The sequence below is a fragment of the Psychrobacillus syltrankelensis genome, assembly GCF_055454035.1.
On the sequence record NZ_CM144227.1, the window covers coordinates 1,606,988 to 1,624,553 of the forward strand.

The window sequence follows — 17,566 nt, forward strand, 5'->3', positions numbered from 1 at the left end:
AGAAACGAGGTTCCTTATGTCAAAGAAAATTATTTGGCTTACGCTTATTTCCTGTTTTTTTATTGGTGGAGTTGTCTTTGCAGGTACTTTATATAATGATGTTTCAACTACAATCCAAACAATTCAAGAACCAGAGATTCGTAAGATTTCCGAATTAAGAACTACCGAAGTTGAACTAGAAAAAAAAGAACCTTTTTCACTTCTAATACTTGGTGTAGACGAACGTGTTCATGATAAAGGACGATCTGATACAATCATTGTTCTAACAGTTAACCCATCAAATGATTCAACGAAAATGGTCAGTATACCAAGGGATACCTATACAGAAATTATCGGTAAAGATAAGTTAGACAAAGTTAATCACGCCTATGCATTTGGTGGCATTGATATGGCCTTAAATACTGTGGAGAATCTACTAAACATTCCTATTGACTACATCCTTCAAGTAAATATGGAAAGTTTTTTGGAGATTGTAAATATTGTTGGAGGGGTTACGATTGAAAATGCAAAAGCTTTTGAAGTTAATGGATATACATTTTCAAAAGGAACTATACATTTAAACGGTGAGCAGGCATTAGATTATGTTCGAATGCGAAAGGACGATCCACTTGGAGATTTCGGAAGACAGGCAAGGCAGAAACAAGTGCTCCAAGCCATTTTAAAAGAAGGTGCATCTTTTAATAACTTATGGAAATACAAAGAATTCTTATCATCCATCCAGCAAAATATCCGAACAAATATGACATTTGAACAAATGATAGACATACAAAAAGGGTATAAAAATACAATAACTAAAATCGAACCGATAGCATTCGAAAAAGGCGAAGGAAAGAGAACCGATGGTATTTGGTATTATATAGTAGATAAAGAGGAATTGGATAACATCACCACGGAATTAAGGCTGCATTTGGAGTTGGAAACTAAAGTGAATAATGATAAATAGTGTGAAGTAAAGGATAGCCTTTCTGTTTAACTTTTAGAAGGCTACCCTTTGTATTTAAATCTCTTTAAATTTTATCTTTCCACCTATTCTTAATTGTGCTATTTTCCACAAGTCAGCATCAGCAATCTTACCAATCGTTGCATATCCCCCGACCGTTTGGGCATCTGACATTAATATAACCGGTTGACCGTTTGATGGAACTTGAATTGTTCCAAACTGGGTGGCTTCAGATAAAATATCACTCTTGTTTACAAAATGAAGTTTTGAACCATTAATATAATACCCCATCCGATCGCCACCTTTATATGTATATTCCGTATTAAAAAAAGTTTGTATACTCTCTTCTTTAAACAATGAAAGATGTGGACTTTTCCAAACCGCAACTTCAACTTCTTGACTATATGTAGGAATAGCAGAAACTACCAAACCGCACTGAAATTTTGGCAGCGGTAAATCAGGGACCGACAACACACTTCCTTTTTTCAAAATACTACCAATATTAGCTTTCGGATATGCAGACTTACTCCCCATAGTTGGTATAGCATCAAATCCTCCTACAGCAAATAAATATGCTATACTACCTTGAACAGGATTCTTAAATGACAATACTTGACCTTTATGAACGTTTATTGATCTCCACAAAGGTATTTTTATACCATCTATTTCAGCATGGAGATCTGCTCCACAAATTGCAATAGTATGCTTTGTTAAAACTTCTAAAGAAAGTCCCCCTAGAAACAATTCAATTGCCGCACAATTTGGCGAGTTCCCAATAATTTTATTACCTAATAAGAAAGCATGAGCATCCATAGGTCCAGCCACAGGCATTCCAAATGCACGATATCCTATTCTACCTCTATCCTGCAAAGAAGCATAAACAGCTTCTTTAAGAACCCGAAATAATTCCTTCATTAAACCATCTCCAAAGGCGCAACCTTAACATTTTTTGCTTCTAGTATTTTTCGAGTTTTTTGCACATTCTCCACTACATTCCTTCCATCACCATGAAAGCAAAGTGTATCAGCTTTTAATTCAATAATTTTTCCACTACAAGTCTCTACTTGTTTTTTCATCACTATGTTTTCCACTTGCTTCTCGATATCTTTAAAACGTGTAAGTACTGCATTTGGGTGACTTCGATGAACTAGACGACCAGTATCATCATATCTTCGATCAGCAAATGCCTCTCCAGCAGTTTTTAGACCAATATTATTTCCTTCCTCTAGCAATTGACTATTGCAAAGTCCGAAAAGAATAGCTTTCGGTGCAATATCAAATACCGCTTTGGCAATTGCTCTTGCAAAAGTTTCATCATTAGCAGATATATTATATAGCGCGCCATGTGGTTTTACATGTGAAAGCTCCACTTGATGAATATGACAAAATGCTTGTAATGCACCTATTTGATATACAATCATTTCATATACTTCTGCTCCGCTCATACTTATATCTCTTCTGCCAAATCCTTGTATATCGGGGAAGCCAGGATGTGCCCCTACGGATAGGTGATTCTCTTTAGCAGCCTTTACTGTTTTATTCATTACTGTAAAATCACCTGCATGAAATCCACAAGCAATATTTGCTGATGTAATTACTTTAAAAAGCGCTTGATCTTCTCCAACAATATAGTGACCAAAGCTTTCTCCAACATCTGCATTTATATCAATTCTCATATACCCACTTCCTCTATGAATCGGTGAATTGCACTCGCGTCATTTTTCATTTCCCACTCAATCTCTTGATATTCCTCATTACTAACTGACGAAAATTTCAGCAGATCACCCGCTTTTAGGAAAAAGGGATTTTCCCGTTTTAATGAAAATATTTCTAAAGGGGTTCTCCCTATAATATTCCATCCACCCGGTGATTCAATTGGATAAATACCAGTTTGGCTCCCTCCAATACCAACCATACCTTTTTGAACTTTTACTCTTGGCTTATCAAGTCTAGGGACAAACAATTTAGGATTTAAATCACCCAAGTATGGAAATCCGGGTAAAAAACCAATCATATATATAGTATATATTTTCTCTGAATGTAGATGGATGATTTCATCTTTTGATCGACCGATTAATTGCTCGATTCTTTCCATATCTTCACTATATGGCTCCTCATAACACACTGGAATAGTAATTTTTCTAGTTAGAGAACAAGTACTTTCCCTTTTATAATTTTTCCATTTTTCTAGAACATTTTCTATTTTTATAGTATCTAAGATGGATGACTTATTAAAAAATGCTGTAACAGTATGATAGCTAGGGACTACCTCTTCCAGGTAATGATTCCACTCGGAAACTAAAAAATCGGAAAAAGAATGAACAGATTGATAAACTTCAAAACTAATCACTTCTCCAAAACTAAATCGAAGCGTTCTCTCGCCTGTTCTCCACACATCAGGAATATTATTTTTCATATTCTTCTAATACTTCAATACATGTAATAATACTTTTCTTTAAGTCTTCGTGAGACCAGCTCGGAATTTTACCATGTTGGATTGCAAGTTCGTGAGAAGCAGGAATATGAATAAAACCCGAAAGCATTTTGCTATTCGTTATTTTTGTGTGGTGGAGACCTTCATACATCACATTGTTACATAAATAAGTTCCAGCACTATTTGAAATCTCTGCAGGTAGTCCATTTTCAATAAGCTTATTTACCATTTTACGAATTGGTAATGTAGATAAATATCCTGGTTCACCAGCATCTTGTATTATTTCATCTACTGGTTTATTCCCATCATTATCTACATCGCCATCCTTAAAATTAATGGCAATACGTTCCGGTGTTATTTTATATCTGCCTGCAGCTAATCCAAGCGAAATATGAACATCTGGTTGTATTTCTTCCAAAGATTTTATCAATTGTTTGCCGGAAGCTTTAAAATCTACCGACATTATTTTTCCTATAATTTGATATTCTCCAATGATTAAACCATCTAATTCCTCAACAATTTTCATTGTAGGATTAACAGTGTAATGTAAAAAAGGTTCGAATCCTGTTAACAGTAGTTTTTTCATCATTTCTCCTCCGCTTGTAAAATTATTGGACGTACTCGATATTTGCGTAAAGTTTCTTTAATAATTCGAGTCGGGCTATTTTTTAGGACATCTATAATTCCAATATTAAATAGATATTGAGACTCCATACAGCTTTCTAACACTTCGTCATACACAACTTCATCTGCTGCCTCGGAAATGATATCTGCAGCAACCCAATCCGGGTAACGAAGGATACTTACAGTAGGATATGAAGGAGTGACACTTTGTTGACGATAAAAATTTATTGTTGATGCTTCTTCGATTGGAAATACCTCTGGTAGCCAAGCATTTCCGTATTTGATAAAACGCTCTTTCCAATAAGCATTTTCTTCTGAAATAGATGTACCTTCAAATTTTTTACTAATCGCTTGCACGATAGCTTCTAAATTTCCAGCTAACACTTCTTCATTCATATCTTGTGAAATCCGACCAATACCATAAATTTTCGCACTCGGCAAAAAATATGAAACAGGAAATCTAGGAGGACTATTATATCCTGCAAAAGGCTGAATCCATTCATGTGATGGAATTCCATGATTGTCTACAACAATATCTGGAGCCCACTTTCTCATCACTTGCGGTAAAATATTTGCTTCTCCAAAAACAGTTTGTTGGTATTTAACATACGCAAACTCCAAACCAACTGCATTGTAACGAGCAGCATGGTGCTTCCATTCTGGATGCTCTATAATCATTTTAGAAAGTAAATAGTTTCCATCTATATTTGCTAAAGGAATAACAATAACATTCATTTCTTTTAAGTAGTTCGGATTATTAAACAGAGCCTTTACTAGTTTTAAAACTGCAGGAGTGCTAGACACTTCATTTGCATGATGACCTGCTTCTATAACAATTGTTTTTTTGAGTAGTGTTAATTTTAGAGCAGCATCAAACATTTCCTCCGATGGTAAATAGCATTCAATTACAGGAATATTTTTACCATAATAAGAGTGATCTGGATAAACTACATTTAGCTCTCTATTTTCTTGGATAAAATTACTTAATTCACAAGAAGACCAATCATGATCCACTCCATATAATTCTACCTTGCATGAAAAGTTTCCATTACTCGATTCAACAACTGCTGTTATTTCTCCGCAATTATTCTCGAAATATATTTCGGTTGTTCTGTAAGTCAAAGGGGTGTAATCAACCCACTCAAATACTTGTATTTGAGATTTCGGTTTTTCCCCTTCTTTAATATGCATGAAAGGATAAATCCCACCAGGTGCATCGAGTGAAATACCTAGTTTTCTTTTTCCCCATTCCGAAAAATAATCGAGAGTATTAAAATATAAATCTTCATAAAGTGCTTCCATTGAAGAAATACGCTCTTCATCTACAAATAGTTTTTCTTCTTGTTCACTCATCCAAACATCCAATACAATACGATCGAACAATGGTCTATTAACACCTTGGCCATCGTTTATTTCTTTTAGATTCTCTGTCATTCTAGGTAAGAACTCGTTCAAATAATAAAGGTAAAATCGCTCCCTGTCTGTAGGGATCAAGTGAGTTTCCACTGTATGATCAGTTTTATAAATACGAACTGCTCCAGTATTAGGATACGCAAATTTTCCTTCCTCTACATAAGGTATTCGTGTAATTGGAACATCTAAATCTCCTAGTTGAACTGTCGTTCCATCATTTTTTATTCCAAAAACAATAAATGTATGCTCTAAATGATCTTCTTTAAAAAAAGTAATATCATTTGCTTTTAAATGAGTATGTTTTTCCAGATAAGCATCGATAGGATACATTTCCTGAATCCAACGAATAGATAGCTCTAATCCCGCGTCGTTGTCTTCGTTCTTAGAATAGATTTTCACCCCAATAATATCTTCCGCAATAATTGGGATGATATCTTCACGAAACCATTGAAATCCAGTTTTATAAGCAGAGTAAACTTTTACATTTTTTAATTTTGGAAAAATCGCCCCAATATCTATTTTTAGTTGATTTCGGATATGTAAAGGCTCCGATATAAAAACTTCGATTTCATCTCCTTCTAATAACTCATAATTCTGTAAGAACTTTTGAACTAATTCTATTTCTGATTCGTCTTCCCACTCTTCTTGAAAGAGTAATTTAGAAGGTTTCTTCTCATCTAAGCGAATTTTCTGTTCCCAATTTCCAAACGTTCCTTTTTCACTCCAGTTTTTTTGTTTGTTCAACCACTTTAATGCTGATGCTACATCATTATTAGTTCCTTTCAAACTTAGCTTATTATCCTGTATAAGTTTTAGCTTTGTTTCATCGCTTGGATATATGCTTAATTCAATACTTGCAGAAGTATTATTTATTACTGGCAGCTTAATTTCTGTACAATATAATGCGGCTCTTGCAACAAAGTGACATAATTCAATAAAAGTTTCTCTAGATTTCATCTGAGGATGTATATCTATGTTTAAACTCAATGCCTGATATGGTGATGCTTCCACATCTGCTCCAAATCCGGAAAAACTCCAGATCTCTGATAAACTAAGAATAGATTTAACAACAGATTTCGGCTCTTCCATATTAATAGCATGGTCTACTCCCATTAATGAAAGCTCCGACAAAAGTTTCGAACAATCCTTCTCATTCACATAATGCACAGTTATGGTTCGATTCTCATAATCGATATAATTATATTCCTCGTTTTTGTTAAATATCATCTTAACTGATTGATGATTGTATTCAAAAAAATTATACGATAATGCAGATGTTTCATACCCCACTCGTGCAAAAAAATCCAATAATCCATCAGGGAATTCTGCTGGTAAATCTACAAATAGAGAAACACCATCGATTACATTATCTTGATTTTTGTCTACGAATATCCCATTTAAAGTCCAAATCTCTTGTAAATTTTTCAGATTCAGCACCCCTACATTTTCATATTTGGATCAAATCGATCACGCAACCAATCACCTAGTAAATTAAAACCTAAAACTGTAAACATAACCGCAACACCTGGGAATACAGCTGTCCACCAAGCAGTAGTTATATAATTTCTGCTATCTGCTAGCATTCCACCCCATGAAGGAATTGTTGGATCAACACCTAATCCTAGAAACGTTAAGGATGCCTCAAGTAAAATAAATTCCGCGATGTACATAGTCCCTAATACAAAAATGGAAGAAAGTACATTTGGTAAAATATGCTTTCGAATAAGCGTAAAGTTTGTTCCACCTATCGCTTTTGCAGCATGAATAAATTCTTGCTCTTTTAAAGCAATAACTTGACCACGAATAAGCCTCGCAAAACCTACCCAATACGTTAATCCTAAAATAATAATTATTTTCCAAATACCTGTTCCTAAAATACTCATCACCACTATTGCAAATAAGATAAAAGGGAATGCTAGCTGAATGTCCGCAACACGCATAATAAAATCGTCTAACCACTTACCAAAATACCCCGAAACTAATCCTAAAATTGTCCCAATAACTAGCGAAATTAATACTCCAAAAAAACCTACCATTAAAGAGATTCTTGCCCCGTATAAAATCCTAGTAAGTAAGTCTCTACCTAATTGATCCGCACCTAAAAAGAATATGGAATCTCCAGTAGAATCTGACCAAGAAGGAGGATTTAGCCTAGCACCTAAGCTCGCTTTGCCCGGATCGAATGCAGTTAACCATGGTGCAAAGATGGCACATCCAACGCTAATCGCAACTAATAAGATACCAATAAAACCGGCTGGATTTTTTTTGATAAATTTTGTAAATCTTTGCCAAACAGACTTTTTAGATTGGGCTAATGAGTCTTCATTTGAGATAACTACCATTAATGACTCCCCTTTCCAGTTTTAATACGTGGATCAATGATGGAATAACTTAAATCAACAATCAAATTAACAACAACCATTATTATAGCTAAAAAAATTACTCCACCTTGAATGACTGGATAATCACGTTGATTTATTGCATCAATAATTAGCCTTCCAACACCCGGCCATGCAAAAACTTGTTCCACAATGACGGTTCCACCGAGTAATGAGCCAAATTGTAAGCCTAGAAAAGTGATCGTTGGTAATAGTGCATTACGAAATGCATGCTTTATTACAACAGACCAAACACTTATTCCTTTTGATTTTGCGGTTGCTATATATTGTTGATTCATCACTTCTAGCATTGATGATCGTACTAATCTCGCTAATATACCTGACAAGATCATTCCAAGTGTAATAGATGGTAGAATTAAAGAAGAAAAACCATCGAACCCTGAAGATGGAAGCCATTGTAAGGTAACTGCAAATATTAAAATCAACATAATTCCTAACCAAAAGTTCGGAAAGGATATCCCTATTAAGGAGAAAATTCTACCAAATAAATCTATAGGTTTCCCTCTTTTTACAGCAGATATTATGCCCACTGGAAATGCTATAATAATTGCTACTACAATTCCTCCAAATGCCAAGGCTAATGTTGCACCAATCTTTTCAAATATTAAAGCTGTAACAGGCATCCCACTTCTGAAGGATTCTCCAAAATCAAGCGTTACTAGCCCTTTCAAAAATAATCCATACTGTATGTACAATGGCTTATCTAAACCTAAGTTTTTTGTTACCTCTTCAATTGCCTCTTTTGATGGTTCCCCAGCAGCAAACATTACTGAAACAGGGTCACCAGTTAAACGAATAGAAAAGAAAACAATAAGTGAGATGACAAACACAACTAAAATAGTATGGAGTAATCTTCGAACAACATAAGTTAACATATTTATTCCTCCTTCCCCTTTTAAAAGAAAGAGATAGTATGAGATGTTCATACTATCTCTTCCATATTTCTTTTATTCGACCGTTACTTCTTCAAAACGCATACGATCTTCATTTGGTGGTTGGAAGTTTTTCAGACGCTTATTGACTGCGTATAAATCTACAGCTTGATATAGATTTACTTCTGGTGCTAGCTCATAAAGTAATTCGGTTAATTGCATGAAAATTGCTTCACGTTCCTTTTGATCAACTGTTGCCCGTTGTGCTGCTAATAATTCTTCCACTTTTTCATCTTTAAAAGATGGGTTCCATTGCTCACCTTCGTGGTACATTAGATATGCGGTATTATCAAAGTCTAATGTCCAACCTCCCCATCCTTGTCGATACATATGTCCTGCATTTCCTTTTGGAATAAGGTCAGATGTTAATGTTGTTGCATCTACACTATTAATATTGACTTTCAATCCTACTTCTTCTAAATAGAACGAAACTGCTTGAGCAATTTCTTTAAAGTTTCCATCTGTACCCGGGATGAATAGATCTAGTGATGTTCCTTCTGCAACACCAGCATCTTTTAATAGCTCTTTAGCTTTTTCAGGATCATACGGGTATGGCTTTAAATTCGGATTATTACCGAATGACAACTCACTTTGGTAAGTACTAATTGGTTTTGCATATCCATTAAGGATTGTATTAATAATTTCTTCTTTATTGATAGCATAATTAATAGCTTGACGTACTTTCACGTCCCCAAGAGGTGCTTTTGCAGTATCAAATCTCAAAGAAAAAACAGTAGGAGTTCCCACTTCTTTAAGTTCTAAAAAGTCTGTACCTTTTACTGTTTCTGCTTGCGCTACTTCCACACGTTTCATTACATCAATTTTTCCAGTTTGCAATTCTGCCAAACGAGTTGAAGCTTCTGGAATAACTTTAAATGTAACTTTATCTAATTTTGGGAGTCCTTCTTTCCAATAGTTCTCATTCTTTTCAAGTACAACTTCTTGGTCCCGTTTATAACTAGTCATCTTAAATGGACCTGTTCCAACTGGGTTATTGTTAAAAAATTCGTCTCCTTTTTCTTCAATATACTTTGGCGGAACAATTACAGCACCATAGCCCGAAAGTTTTGTTAGCAATACTGGATCTGCACTATTCAAATGCATAGTTACTGTATATTCATCATTAACTTCCACTGATTTAATTGAAGTATAGTTTGAATACTGAGGACCCTTTTTCCCTTCATCACCTAATAATCGATCGAAAGTGTATTTAACTGCATCTGCATTAAATGGTTCACCATTTTGAAATTGTACTCCTTGACGAAGCGTGAAGACTATTGTCTTGTCATCTTTGTATTCCCATTTTTCTGCTAAGCCAGGTTTTAATTCTAAATCAAGTGTACGTTCTACTAGACCTTCAAATACGGAAGTTGCTACAGAGCTCCAATCTAGTAAAAATGTATCGATTGGATCCCAGCTTTGTGGATCACTTGAAATTCCAACTACTATCTCATTGCCACGACTTGATGCTGGATTTTTCCCAGAAGAAGATTTTGTTTCTCCCTCTGTCGATTTATTTCCTCCATTAGAACATGCCGCCAAAACTAACACTAATATCGCTAGAACTGCTACTAGCTTAGTATGTAAACTTTTTTTCATTTCCCCATCCTCCTATAGTTTTGTTTCGCTATCTAATAATCCGTATGGATACGGATTAGAGTAACCGATTTTTTTAGAAATACTTGCTGCTACATCCCAAAGTGGAACTAGAAAATGTTCGACTTTTTCTCTTGGTAATGAGGTAGAAAATCCAGCGATGCTTATTGAAAATTCAACTTCATTTAATCTATTAAAAATTGGCGCAGCAATAGATACTGTTCCTTCTTCTAATTCAGAATCACTATAGGCAAATCCATTTTCTCTAGTTTCACGAATAAAAGACCATACGTCTTCTATTCTTTTTGGTGTTTGACTTGCATAAAAATTCATCGGCTGTTTTAAGATTTCATTAATTTCTTCATCTGGCAAAAAAGTTAATAATATTCGCGTACAAGCCCCTGCGTAGAGTGGTGCTCTTCTTCCAGTTTTAGTATATAAACGAACAGGTCTTGTACTTTCCACTTTTTCTATATAAACGCCTTCATCTTTATCTCTTGAAACTAATTGAATTGCTTCATTAAATTTAGATTGAAGTAGTTTCATATAAGGTAGTGAAATATTACGAATCTCCAAATTACTTGAGACAATATTTCCTAGATACATAAGTTTTAGTCCTAAAGAGTAGGTATCTCCATCAACTAGCACTCCATTTTTCTCAACTTCTGACCTCTGTAAAAAACCGTAATCAACAAAATTTTTTAATAATCGATGAACAGTTGGTTTAGGAATTTGACTAAAGGTAGATATTTCATCTAGACGCCAAGAAGGTTTTTCTTCTGTAAACAAATCAAGTAATTGAAAGCCTTTTTCAATTGTTTTGCTCATAAATTCACCACATTTTTTGGTTGATGTAAGTGACAGGAAACAAAATGATTATTTTCTGTTTCTAGTAAAACTGGTTTGTCGGTTTTACATACTGCCATGCATGAAAAACATCTCGGATGAAAAGTACAGCCGTTCGGTGGATTCGCAGGACTCGGAACATCTCCCTTTAAAATAATTCTTTCCTTCTTTTGCAAAGGATGTGAGCTTGGAAGGGCAGAGAGTAATGCAGTAGAATATGGATGATTTGGGTTATCATATAAATCATCGCTATCCGCAATTTCGACCATTTTCCCTAAATACATAACTCCTATTCTGTCACAAAAATGTTTGATGACACTTAAATCATGTGAAATGAAAATATAAGTAAGCCCAAACTCTTTTTGTAAATCTCTCATTAAATTTAATACTTGTGATTGGATAGATACATCCAATGCAGATACTGGTTCATCTGCGATAATAAGCTTAGGCTTGGAAATTAAAGCCCTTGCAATTCCAATCCTTTGTCTTTGTCCACCAGAAAATTCATGAGGAAGGCGTTTTAATTGGTTCGCTGTTAACCCAACTTGATCTGCTACTTCCAATACTCTTTTTTCTCTTTCTTCTTTGCTTGTGACTCCGAAGTTAATGAGTGGTTCTTCAATAATGTCAAAAACTCTCATCCGTGGATTTAAAGATGCAAATGGATCTTGAAAAACGATTTGAATATCTTTTCTCATTAATCTCATTTTATTTTTATCAAGTGACGCAAGGTCTGTCCCTTCAAAAAAAACAGCACCCTCTGTTGGCTCTAATAATCTTAAAATCGTTCTACCAACTGTACTTTTTCCGCATCCCGATTCTCCTACTATTCCAAAGGTTTCTCCACGTCTCACTTCAAAAGAAATGTCATCAACTGCTTTCACTTGTTGGAGTGTTTTATTTCCGAATACTCCACCTTTAACAGGAAAGTATTTTTTTAAGTTTTCCACTTTTAATATTGCTTCTTCATTCTTCATTACGAATCACCTCAGAGGTTGTTTCTGAATCATATAGCCAACATTGAACACGAGTGTTATCTGATGTAGTAATAAGTGGTGGGTTTTGCGAACACTTATCATGTGCTTTACTACATCTTGGAGCGAAGCGGCAGCCTATCGGCATACTTCCTGGTGCAGGTACAACGCCAGGTATGGAAGATAAATATTCCTTTTGCTCTGAAATATTAGGTAGTGACTCCATTAATCCTTGAGTATAAGGATGTTTAGGAGAGTCAAATAAATTCACCACACTCGCTTCTTCTACTATTTCCCCTGCATACATCACAATTACACGATCACACATCTCAGAAACTACACCCAAATCATGAGTGATTAACACAATAGACATATTTAGTTTTTCTTGTAAACTTTTCATTAGTTCCAAAATTTGAGCTTGAATCGTAACATCAAGAGCTGTAGTTGGTTCATCTGCTATCAAAATTTCAGGATTGCAAGATAAAGCTATGGCAATCATAATACGTTGCCTCATTCCTCCTGATAACTGATGAGGATACTCATTTATTACTTGCTCTGGTCTTGGTATACCAACTAACTTCAGCATTTCTAACGCACGTACTTTAGCTACCTTCTTAGGAATGGATTCATGACTCAAAATCATTTCAACAATTTGACTTCCTATTGTATAAACTGGATTCAAAGAACTCATTGGTTCTTGGAATATCATAGATATCTTTTTTCCACGTATCTTTCGCCAATCCTTATTTTTAAATTGTTTAAAATGCGAGTTGCCCACTTGAACATCCCCATTTTGCCATTCTACTCCTGGTGGAAGCAATCCCATTAAGGATAGAGAAGTCATACTCTTTCCGCATCCAGATTCTCCAACAATCCCTAAAGTTTCAGCTTTATTTAACTGAAAGCTAATACCATTTACAATCGCAATATCTTTATCGTCATCTTTTATTCCAACTTGTAGATTCTTTACGTTCATTACTTCTGAAATCATTGAGTCACCCCTAATTGTTTCAATATATGGAACGCCATTTCATATTTTAATTCTTTTTTTCATTGTAATTAACATTCAGACTTATTGCAATAGTTTTTAAACTCATAAAATACTAATTAAATAAAGAAAAATCCAACGAATATATTATTCGCCGGATTTTTCTTTATTAATATAATAATTAAATAGTTTCTAAATTATGTGGTTGTATAAACTTTTCTAATCGATCTAACCCTTCTTCAAGTACTTCCATGGAGTAGGCATAGGAAATTCGAATATATCCTTCTCCATAAGGTGTAAATGTACTGCCTGGAACAACCGCTACTCCTCCTTCATGTAATAGTTTCGTAGCAAAATCAAAGGAATTCATGTTGAATCTTTTAATAGAAGGAAAAATATAAAACGCACCATTCGGCTTTTCGACAGGCAGTCCCATTGCAGTTAAACGTTTGTATACAAAGTCACGTCTTTTTATATATTCTACATTCATCTCGCTTGGTGTATCTTTTGAATTCCTTAACGCTTCAATCGCTGCATATTGGCCGGGTACAGAAGCACAAATGGTATTAAATGCATGTACTTTAACGACTTGTTCCATGACTTCTAATGGTCCCATTAAAAACCCTATGCGCCATCCAGTCATCGAGTGGGATTTGGATAAGCCATGTATATAAAATAGTTTATTTCTTAATTCTGGATAAGTTGCAAATGAAATATGTCTCCCAGAGAACGTGTTTTCACTATAAATTTCATCCGTTAAAATATATACATCTTTGTCTTTTAATAGGTTTACGAGTTCATCCACAGTTTCTTGCGTTAAAACGACACCAGTTGGATTAGAGGGATAATTGAAAAAAACTGCTTTTGTTTTTTCAGTAATAAGCGCTGCCAATTTTTCCGCAGATGGCTGAAAATTTGTTTCTGTCGTATCTAAATACACGATCTTTGCACCACAAAAATGAATGATTGGTTCATATCCTGAATAGCAAGGAGCAGGTAATATAACCTCGTCCCCTTCTTCTAATATTGTCCGAAAGACTGTATCAATTGCCTCACTTGCCCCATTTGTAATAACGATTTCATTTTGCGGATCATAGGAAAAACCATATTTATTAGTAAAAAAGGTGTTAACAGCTTCTCTTAGTTCAAGAATTCCAGCATTGTGTGAATACCCAGTTAAGTTTTGTTCTACTGCTTGTATGCCAGCATTTTTCACTGCTTGAGGCGTTGGAAAATCCGGCTGTCCAATTGTTAAATTAATCGCATTCGGAAAATGAATTAACTGATTAGAAAACTGACGTATACCTGGTACCTTTAACACTTTAGCACGTGGATTCAAATCTAGAGACATTTCGAGCCATCCTTCTTCCTCTATAAAAATATTATACTTTCAATGGATAATATACTGCTTACGCTTATAATATATAACAGAGATTGGCTTGTAAATGAGAATTACTAGAATAATGAAAAAATAAGGAACAGAAAAAATGGCTATACAACAAAGTTGAATGTTGTATAGCCATTTTTTATTGTTACATTTGATCAGTTTCTACACTTACTTGCCATTCAATACCAAATCTATCTTTTAGATTGCCATAACATTTGCTAAAAAATGTTTCTTGAAGCTCTGCACCAACTTTAGCGCCTACCTTAAGCGCTTCAAAAACAGATCTAATTTCATTTTCATTTGCACTAACGAATGCTAAGCTAACATTATTACCTTCAATAAAAGGAGATCCCGGAAAAACATCAGAAAACATTATGTTGCTTCCACCAATGTTAAGTCGAGTGTGCATTACTAAATCTTTTGCTTCCTCTGGTAATACGTAATCTGGACTTGAAGGCGCTTCACCGAAAGTCATAATTTGTGGTTTTTCTGTCTTAAAAACCTCTGCATAAAACTCTGCAGCATCGCGACAATTCCCATTAAAATTTAGATATACATTAACTGCCATTTGGAACACTCCTTTTTTTATCACATTATTCATTCAATAATGAATGTCAACAATATTGTACCATTTAACACTCAAAACATATCTCATTTTTAGGCATTTTTGTTCTATTATTTTTTGCCTAGTTACAATTAATGGCACTTCGAGACCAAATTCACGAAGTCGAGACCAATTTGGCCCAGGTCACAACCAAGTTTTGCAAAACCGAGACCAAGCGCTCCAAACCCGCAACCAAATATAGAAAACCGAGATCAATTTATTTTCAATAAGAGAGGCAGCGCCTTTTAAGTTCATCTTGGCTTCACTAATTCCTGAGTGCTTTGGACGAAACACCAGCTACACTTTTTTCGGTATTCTTGTGGCAGATGTTTGTCCGTCGCCCTCTTGGAATTTGTGAGGACATAATCCTTTTTGTTTGGATAATTAGGGAAGACATACTTTCCTACTCTTTTAAAAGCTTCCGAAGATAACATTTCGGAAGCTCCTCGCTTCTTTCTCGGCGAATGCTATTTATTTTTTTAGAGCCACTAATTATATCTGTGTTGCCTGCCTTAAAGGATTTCGCGAGGCAAAGTAATCTCAGGAGCATGTCTTTGTTTGCAGCGAAAAACAACCACTATTACAGGATCCATAATTACTACGTTTACTGAAACTATGTCCTCTTATTCTTAGCGATTGGATAAGTCTTCTTATAGGTACTACTCACTTAATGAATTGTAGTGAAAGGTGGCGACTCCAGACGGAGGCCAACAGGATGTTGGTCACGAAGGCGTTGCCACACGATGTGGCGCTCTTAGCCTTCGTTCCTCGGAGAAAGATGAGCCATCACAACGTACGCGTAGCGCCGGTGACGGTTCATCGCTCACCCCGCGAAACGCGTCTACCTGAAACGGAAATCTGCGGTATTATTTAATTCTTTCAAGTACTATGAACAACGGTTTTGCGGGACGATATTCCCATACTTTCATATCTTTCAAGAAAAGCGCAAGCGCCTATGTCTGACCCAACAGGAAAATGGGATGTAAATCAGCAAAGTTACCACATCTGTGGCAAAACAGACATGACAATCATCATGCATACCCAGGAGGATCTTTTTACATATGACCCCAATTGCCATGTGCTGTAGACTGGACAGTTACTTAGTAGAAATGTATATACTTTTATTTCAAAAAAACGAAGCTTTCCCACAAGTCAACTTGTTGAGAAAGCTCCGCAAAATCTATTAATATACTTTATCGCCATTAAAGATTGAATTTTTTACTACTACATAATCCACATTTCGGATTGCTTCTAATTTATTGCCACCAGCATATGAAATAGACGATTGTAGATCTTGTTCCATTTCTCTTAATGTATCTTCTAGCGTTCCTTTATACTCAACGAACATTTTTTTGCCTTCTACATTCTTCTTTTCACCTTTTTGGAATTCTGATGCAGAACCGAAGTATTCTTTAAATAGTTTCCCATCTTTTTCAACTGTCATTCCTGGTGATTCTTCGTGACCTGCAAATAAAGAACCGATCATAACCATTGATGCACCAAATCGCACAGATTTAGCTATATCACCATGCGTACGAATTCCTCCATCAGCGATTATAGGCTTACTTGCTGCTTTTGCGCACCAACGTAATGCAGCTAATTGCCAACCTCCAGTACCAAATCCAGTTTTAATCTTCGTAATACATACTTTACCGGGGCCAATACCAACTTTTGTTGCATCCGCACCAGCATTTTCTAATTCTCTCACCGCTTCTGGAGTTCCTACATTTCCAGCAATAACAAAACTTTTTGGCAAATACATTTTAATATGCTTAATCATCTCAATTACTGCATTGGAATGACCATGCGCTATATCAATCGTAATGAATTCAGGTATAAGTTGTTCTTCTGCTAATTGCTGTATAAATGTATATTCCTCTTCTTTGACCCCTACACTGATGGATGCAATCAATCCACGAGATTGCATATCTTTGATAAAAGATACTCTCTTCCCTGGTTCAAAACGATGCATAATATAAAAATATCCATTTTCAGCTAAATAATTAGCAATTTTATCATCTATAATTGTTTGCATATTTGCAGGTACTACTGGCAGTTTAAATGTATGCCCACCTAAAGTAACAGTTGCATCACATTCAGAACGGCTATTTACGACACATTTTGCCGGAATTAATTGAATATCTTCATAATCAAATACATTTTCCATCAATAACACTCCTAAAAACGAATATTAAAACCAAAGTCGAACGAAATGTTCGTCCCTTGCATAATTTACAGCATTTTCATGAACATGTCAAAGGTTTTAGATAAGAATATCAAGATTTCATATCGTTTTATCATGCAATTTATGTGTATGAGCATGATAACAAAGCATTTTTCTAAGTGGAAGGTGTAATAATAACAGCAAATTGATTAATCCATGAAAATCACCTAATTTACTGATGTTTGATTGCTCTCTATCCAAATTT

Annotated in this window: 15 protein-coding genes; 1 reads left to right on the plus strand and 14 read right to left on the minus strand. The window is 35.1% G+C overall.

Features of this window, described 5'->3' with window-relative positions; genetic code table 11:
• The first annotated feature begins 16 nt into the window (after positions 1 to 16).
• Positions 17 to 943 carry an LCP family glycopolymer transferase gene (locus ACTSKG_RS07945; protein ID WP_464757620.1) on the plus strand — a complete coding sequence of 309 codons (927 nt, stop codon included), beginning with the start codon at positions 17 to 19 and terminating at the stop codon, positions 941 to 943.
• Positions 944 to 997: 54 nt separating this feature from the next.
• On the opposite strand, the gene ACTSKG_RS07950 is transcribed toward ACTSKG_RS07945, so the two are convergent.
• The 14 genes from ACTSKG_RS07950 to guaC all read right to left on the minus strand — a co-directional run bounded on the left by ACTSKG_RS07950 (position 998) and on the right by guaC (position 17,304).
• The gene (locus tag ACTSKG_RS07950) at positions 998 to 1,855 is read right to left on the minus strand and encodes a 5-oxoprolinase subunit C family protein (RefSeq protein WP_464757621.1); all 858 of its coding nucleotides are present in this window, start codon (positions 1,853 to 1,855) and stop codon (positions 998 to 1,000) included.
• Positions 1,855 to 2,616, minus strand: a complete 762-nt coding sequence (locus ACTSKG_RS07955; protein WP_464757622.1) for a LamB/YcsF family protein — start codon at positions 2,614 to 2,616, stop codon at positions 1,855 to 1,857. The genes ACTSKG_RS07950 and ACTSKG_RS07955 overlap by 1 nt, the downstream gene beginning before the upstream one ends.
• Complete coding sequence (pxpB, locus tag ACTSKG_RS07960; protein WP_464757624.1) at positions 2,613 to 3,356, minus strand: 5-oxoprolinase subunit PxpB; 744 nt, start codon at positions 3,354 to 3,356, stop codon at positions 2,613 to 2,615. Before pxpB ends, ACTSKG_RS07955 begins: the two co-directional genes overlap by 4 nt.
• Positions 3,346 to 3,960 (minus strand): pyroglutamyl-peptidase I, encoded by a 615-nt coding sequence (locus tag ACTSKG_RS07965; protein WP_464757625.1) that lies wholly within the window; start codon positions 3,958 to 3,960, stop codon positions 3,346 to 3,348. The genes pxpB and ACTSKG_RS07965 overlap by 11 nt, the downstream gene beginning before the upstream one ends.
• Complete coding sequence (locus ACTSKG_RS07970) at positions 3,960 to 6,848, minus strand: M14 family metallopeptidase (protein WP_464757626.1); 2,889 nt, start codon at positions 6,846 to 6,848, stop codon at positions 3,960 to 3,962. The genes ACTSKG_RS07965 and ACTSKG_RS07970 overlap by 1 nt, the downstream gene beginning before the upstream one ends.
• Before the next feature lie 2 nt (positions 6,849 to 6,850).
• On the minus strand, positions 6,851 to 7,753 hold the full coding sequence (locus ACTSKG_RS07975) for an ABC transporter permease (RefSeq protein ID WP_464757628.1): 903 nt from the start codon (positions 7,751 to 7,753) through the stop codon (positions 6,851 to 6,853).
• Positions 7,753 to 8,685 (minus strand): nickel ABC transporter permease, encoded by a 933-nt coding sequence (nikB, locus tag ACTSKG_RS07980; RefSeq protein ID WP_464757629.1) that lies wholly within the window; start codon positions 8,683 to 8,685, stop codon positions 7,753 to 7,755. Before nikB ends, ACTSKG_RS07975 begins: the two co-directional genes overlap by 1 nt.
• Positions 8,686 to 8,757: 72 nt before the next feature.
• Positions 8,758 to 10,341, minus strand: a complete 1,584-nt coding sequence (locus tag ACTSKG_RS07985) for an ABC transporter substrate-binding protein (protein ID WP_464757631.1) — start codon at positions 10,339 to 10,341, stop codon at positions 8,758 to 8,760.
• Positions 10,342 to 10,353: 12 nt separating this feature from the next.
• Complete coding sequence (locus ACTSKG_RS07990; RefSeq protein WP_464757633.1) at positions 10,354 to 11,166, minus strand: IclR family transcriptional regulator; 813 nt, start codon at positions 11,164 to 11,166, stop codon at positions 10,354 to 10,356.
• A complete protein-coding gene (locus ACTSKG_RS07995) occupies positions 11,163 to 12,161 on the minus strand; it encodes an ABC transporter ATP-binding protein (RefSeq protein WP_464757634.1) in 999 nt (332 codons plus the stop codon). Before ACTSKG_RS07995 ends, ACTSKG_RS07990 begins: the two co-directional genes overlap by 4 nt.
• Positions 12,151 to 13,149 carry an ABC transporter ATP-binding protein gene (locus ACTSKG_RS08000; protein ID WP_464757636.1) on the minus strand — a complete coding sequence of 333 codons (999 nt, stop codon included), beginning with the start codon at positions 13,147 to 13,149 and terminating at the stop codon, positions 12,151 to 12,153. The genes ACTSKG_RS07995 and ACTSKG_RS08000 overlap by 11 nt, the downstream gene beginning before the upstream one ends.
• A gap of 178 nt (positions 13,150 to 13,327) precedes the next feature.
• The gene (locus tag ACTSKG_RS08005) at positions 13,328 to 14,497 is read right to left on the minus strand and encodes an aminotransferase class I/II-fold pyridoxal phosphate-dependent enzyme (protein WP_464757638.1); all 1,170 of its coding nucleotides are present in this window, start codon (positions 14,495 to 14,497) and stop codon (positions 13,328 to 13,330) included.
• A 181-nt stretch (positions 14,498 to 14,678) separates the two neighbouring features.
• Positions 14,679 to 15,101, minus strand: coding sequence for a VOC family protein (locus tag ACTSKG_RS08010; protein WP_464757639.1), 423 nt, complete (start codon positions 15,099 to 15,101; stop codon positions 14,679 to 14,681).
• Positions 15,102 to 16,320: 1,219 nt separating this feature from the next.
• The gene (guaC, locus tag ACTSKG_RS08015) at positions 16,321 to 17,304 is read right to left on the minus strand and encodes a GMP reductase (RefSeq protein ID WP_464757640.1); all 984 of its coding nucleotides are present in this window, start codon (positions 17,302 to 17,304) and stop codon (positions 16,321 to 16,323) included.
• Positions 17,305 to 17,566 lie beyond the last annotated feature (262 nt).

Coding starts and splice junctions, on each gene's coding strand:
- ACTSKG_RS07990 (WP_464757633.1), bottom strand. CDS start 11,166: ATGAGCAAAACAATTGAAAAAGGCTTTCAATTACTTGATTTGTTTACA.
- ACTSKG_RS07950 (WP_464757621.1), bottom strand. CDS start 1,855: ATGAAGGAATTATTTCGGGTTCTTAAAGAAGCTGTTTATGCTTCTTTG.
- guaC (WP_464757640.1), bottom strand. CDS start 17,304: ATGGAAAATGTATTTGATTATGAAGATATTCAATTAATTCCGGCAAAA.
- ACTSKG_RS08005 (WP_464757638.1), bottom strand. CDS start 14,497: ATGTCTCTAGATTTGAATCCACGTGCTAAAGTGTTAAAGGTACCAGGT.
- nikB (WP_464757629.1), bottom strand. CDS start 8,685: ATGTTAACTTATGTTGTTCGAAGATTACTCCATACTATTTTAGTTGTG.
- pxpB (WP_464757624.1), bottom strand. CDS start 3,356: ATGAAAAATAATATTCCTGATGTGTGGAGAACAGGCGAGAGAACGCTT.
- ACTSKG_RS07975 (WP_464757628.1), bottom strand. CDS start 7,753: ATGGTAGTTATCTCAAATGAAGACTCATTAGCCCAATCTAAAAAGTCT.
- ACTSKG_RS07955 (WP_464757622.1), bottom strand. CDS start 2,616: ATGAGAATTGATATAAATGCAGATGTTGGAGAAAGCTTTGGTCACTAT.
- ACTSKG_RS08000 (WP_464757636.1), bottom strand. CDS start 13,149: ATGATTTCAGAAGTAATGAACGTAAAGAATCTACAAGTTGGAATAAAA.
- ACTSKG_RS07985 (WP_464757631.1), bottom strand. CDS start 10,341: ATGAAAAAAAGTTTACATACTAAGCTAGTAGCAGTTCTAGCGATATTA.
- ACTSKG_RS07945 (WP_464757620.1), top strand. CDS start 17: ATGTCAAAGAAAATTATTTGGCTTACGCTTATTTCCTGTTTTTTTATT.
- ACTSKG_RS07965 (WP_464757625.1), bottom strand. CDS start 3,960: ATGAAAAAACTACTGTTAACAGGATTCGAACCTTTTTTACATTACACT.
- ACTSKG_RS07995 (WP_464757634.1), bottom strand. CDS start 12,161: ATGAAGAATGAAGAAGCAATATTAAAAGTGGAAAACTTAAAAAAATAC.
- ACTSKG_RS08010 (WP_464757639.1), bottom strand. CDS start 15,101: ATGGCAGTTAATGTATATCTAAATTTTAATGGGAATTGTCGCGATGCT.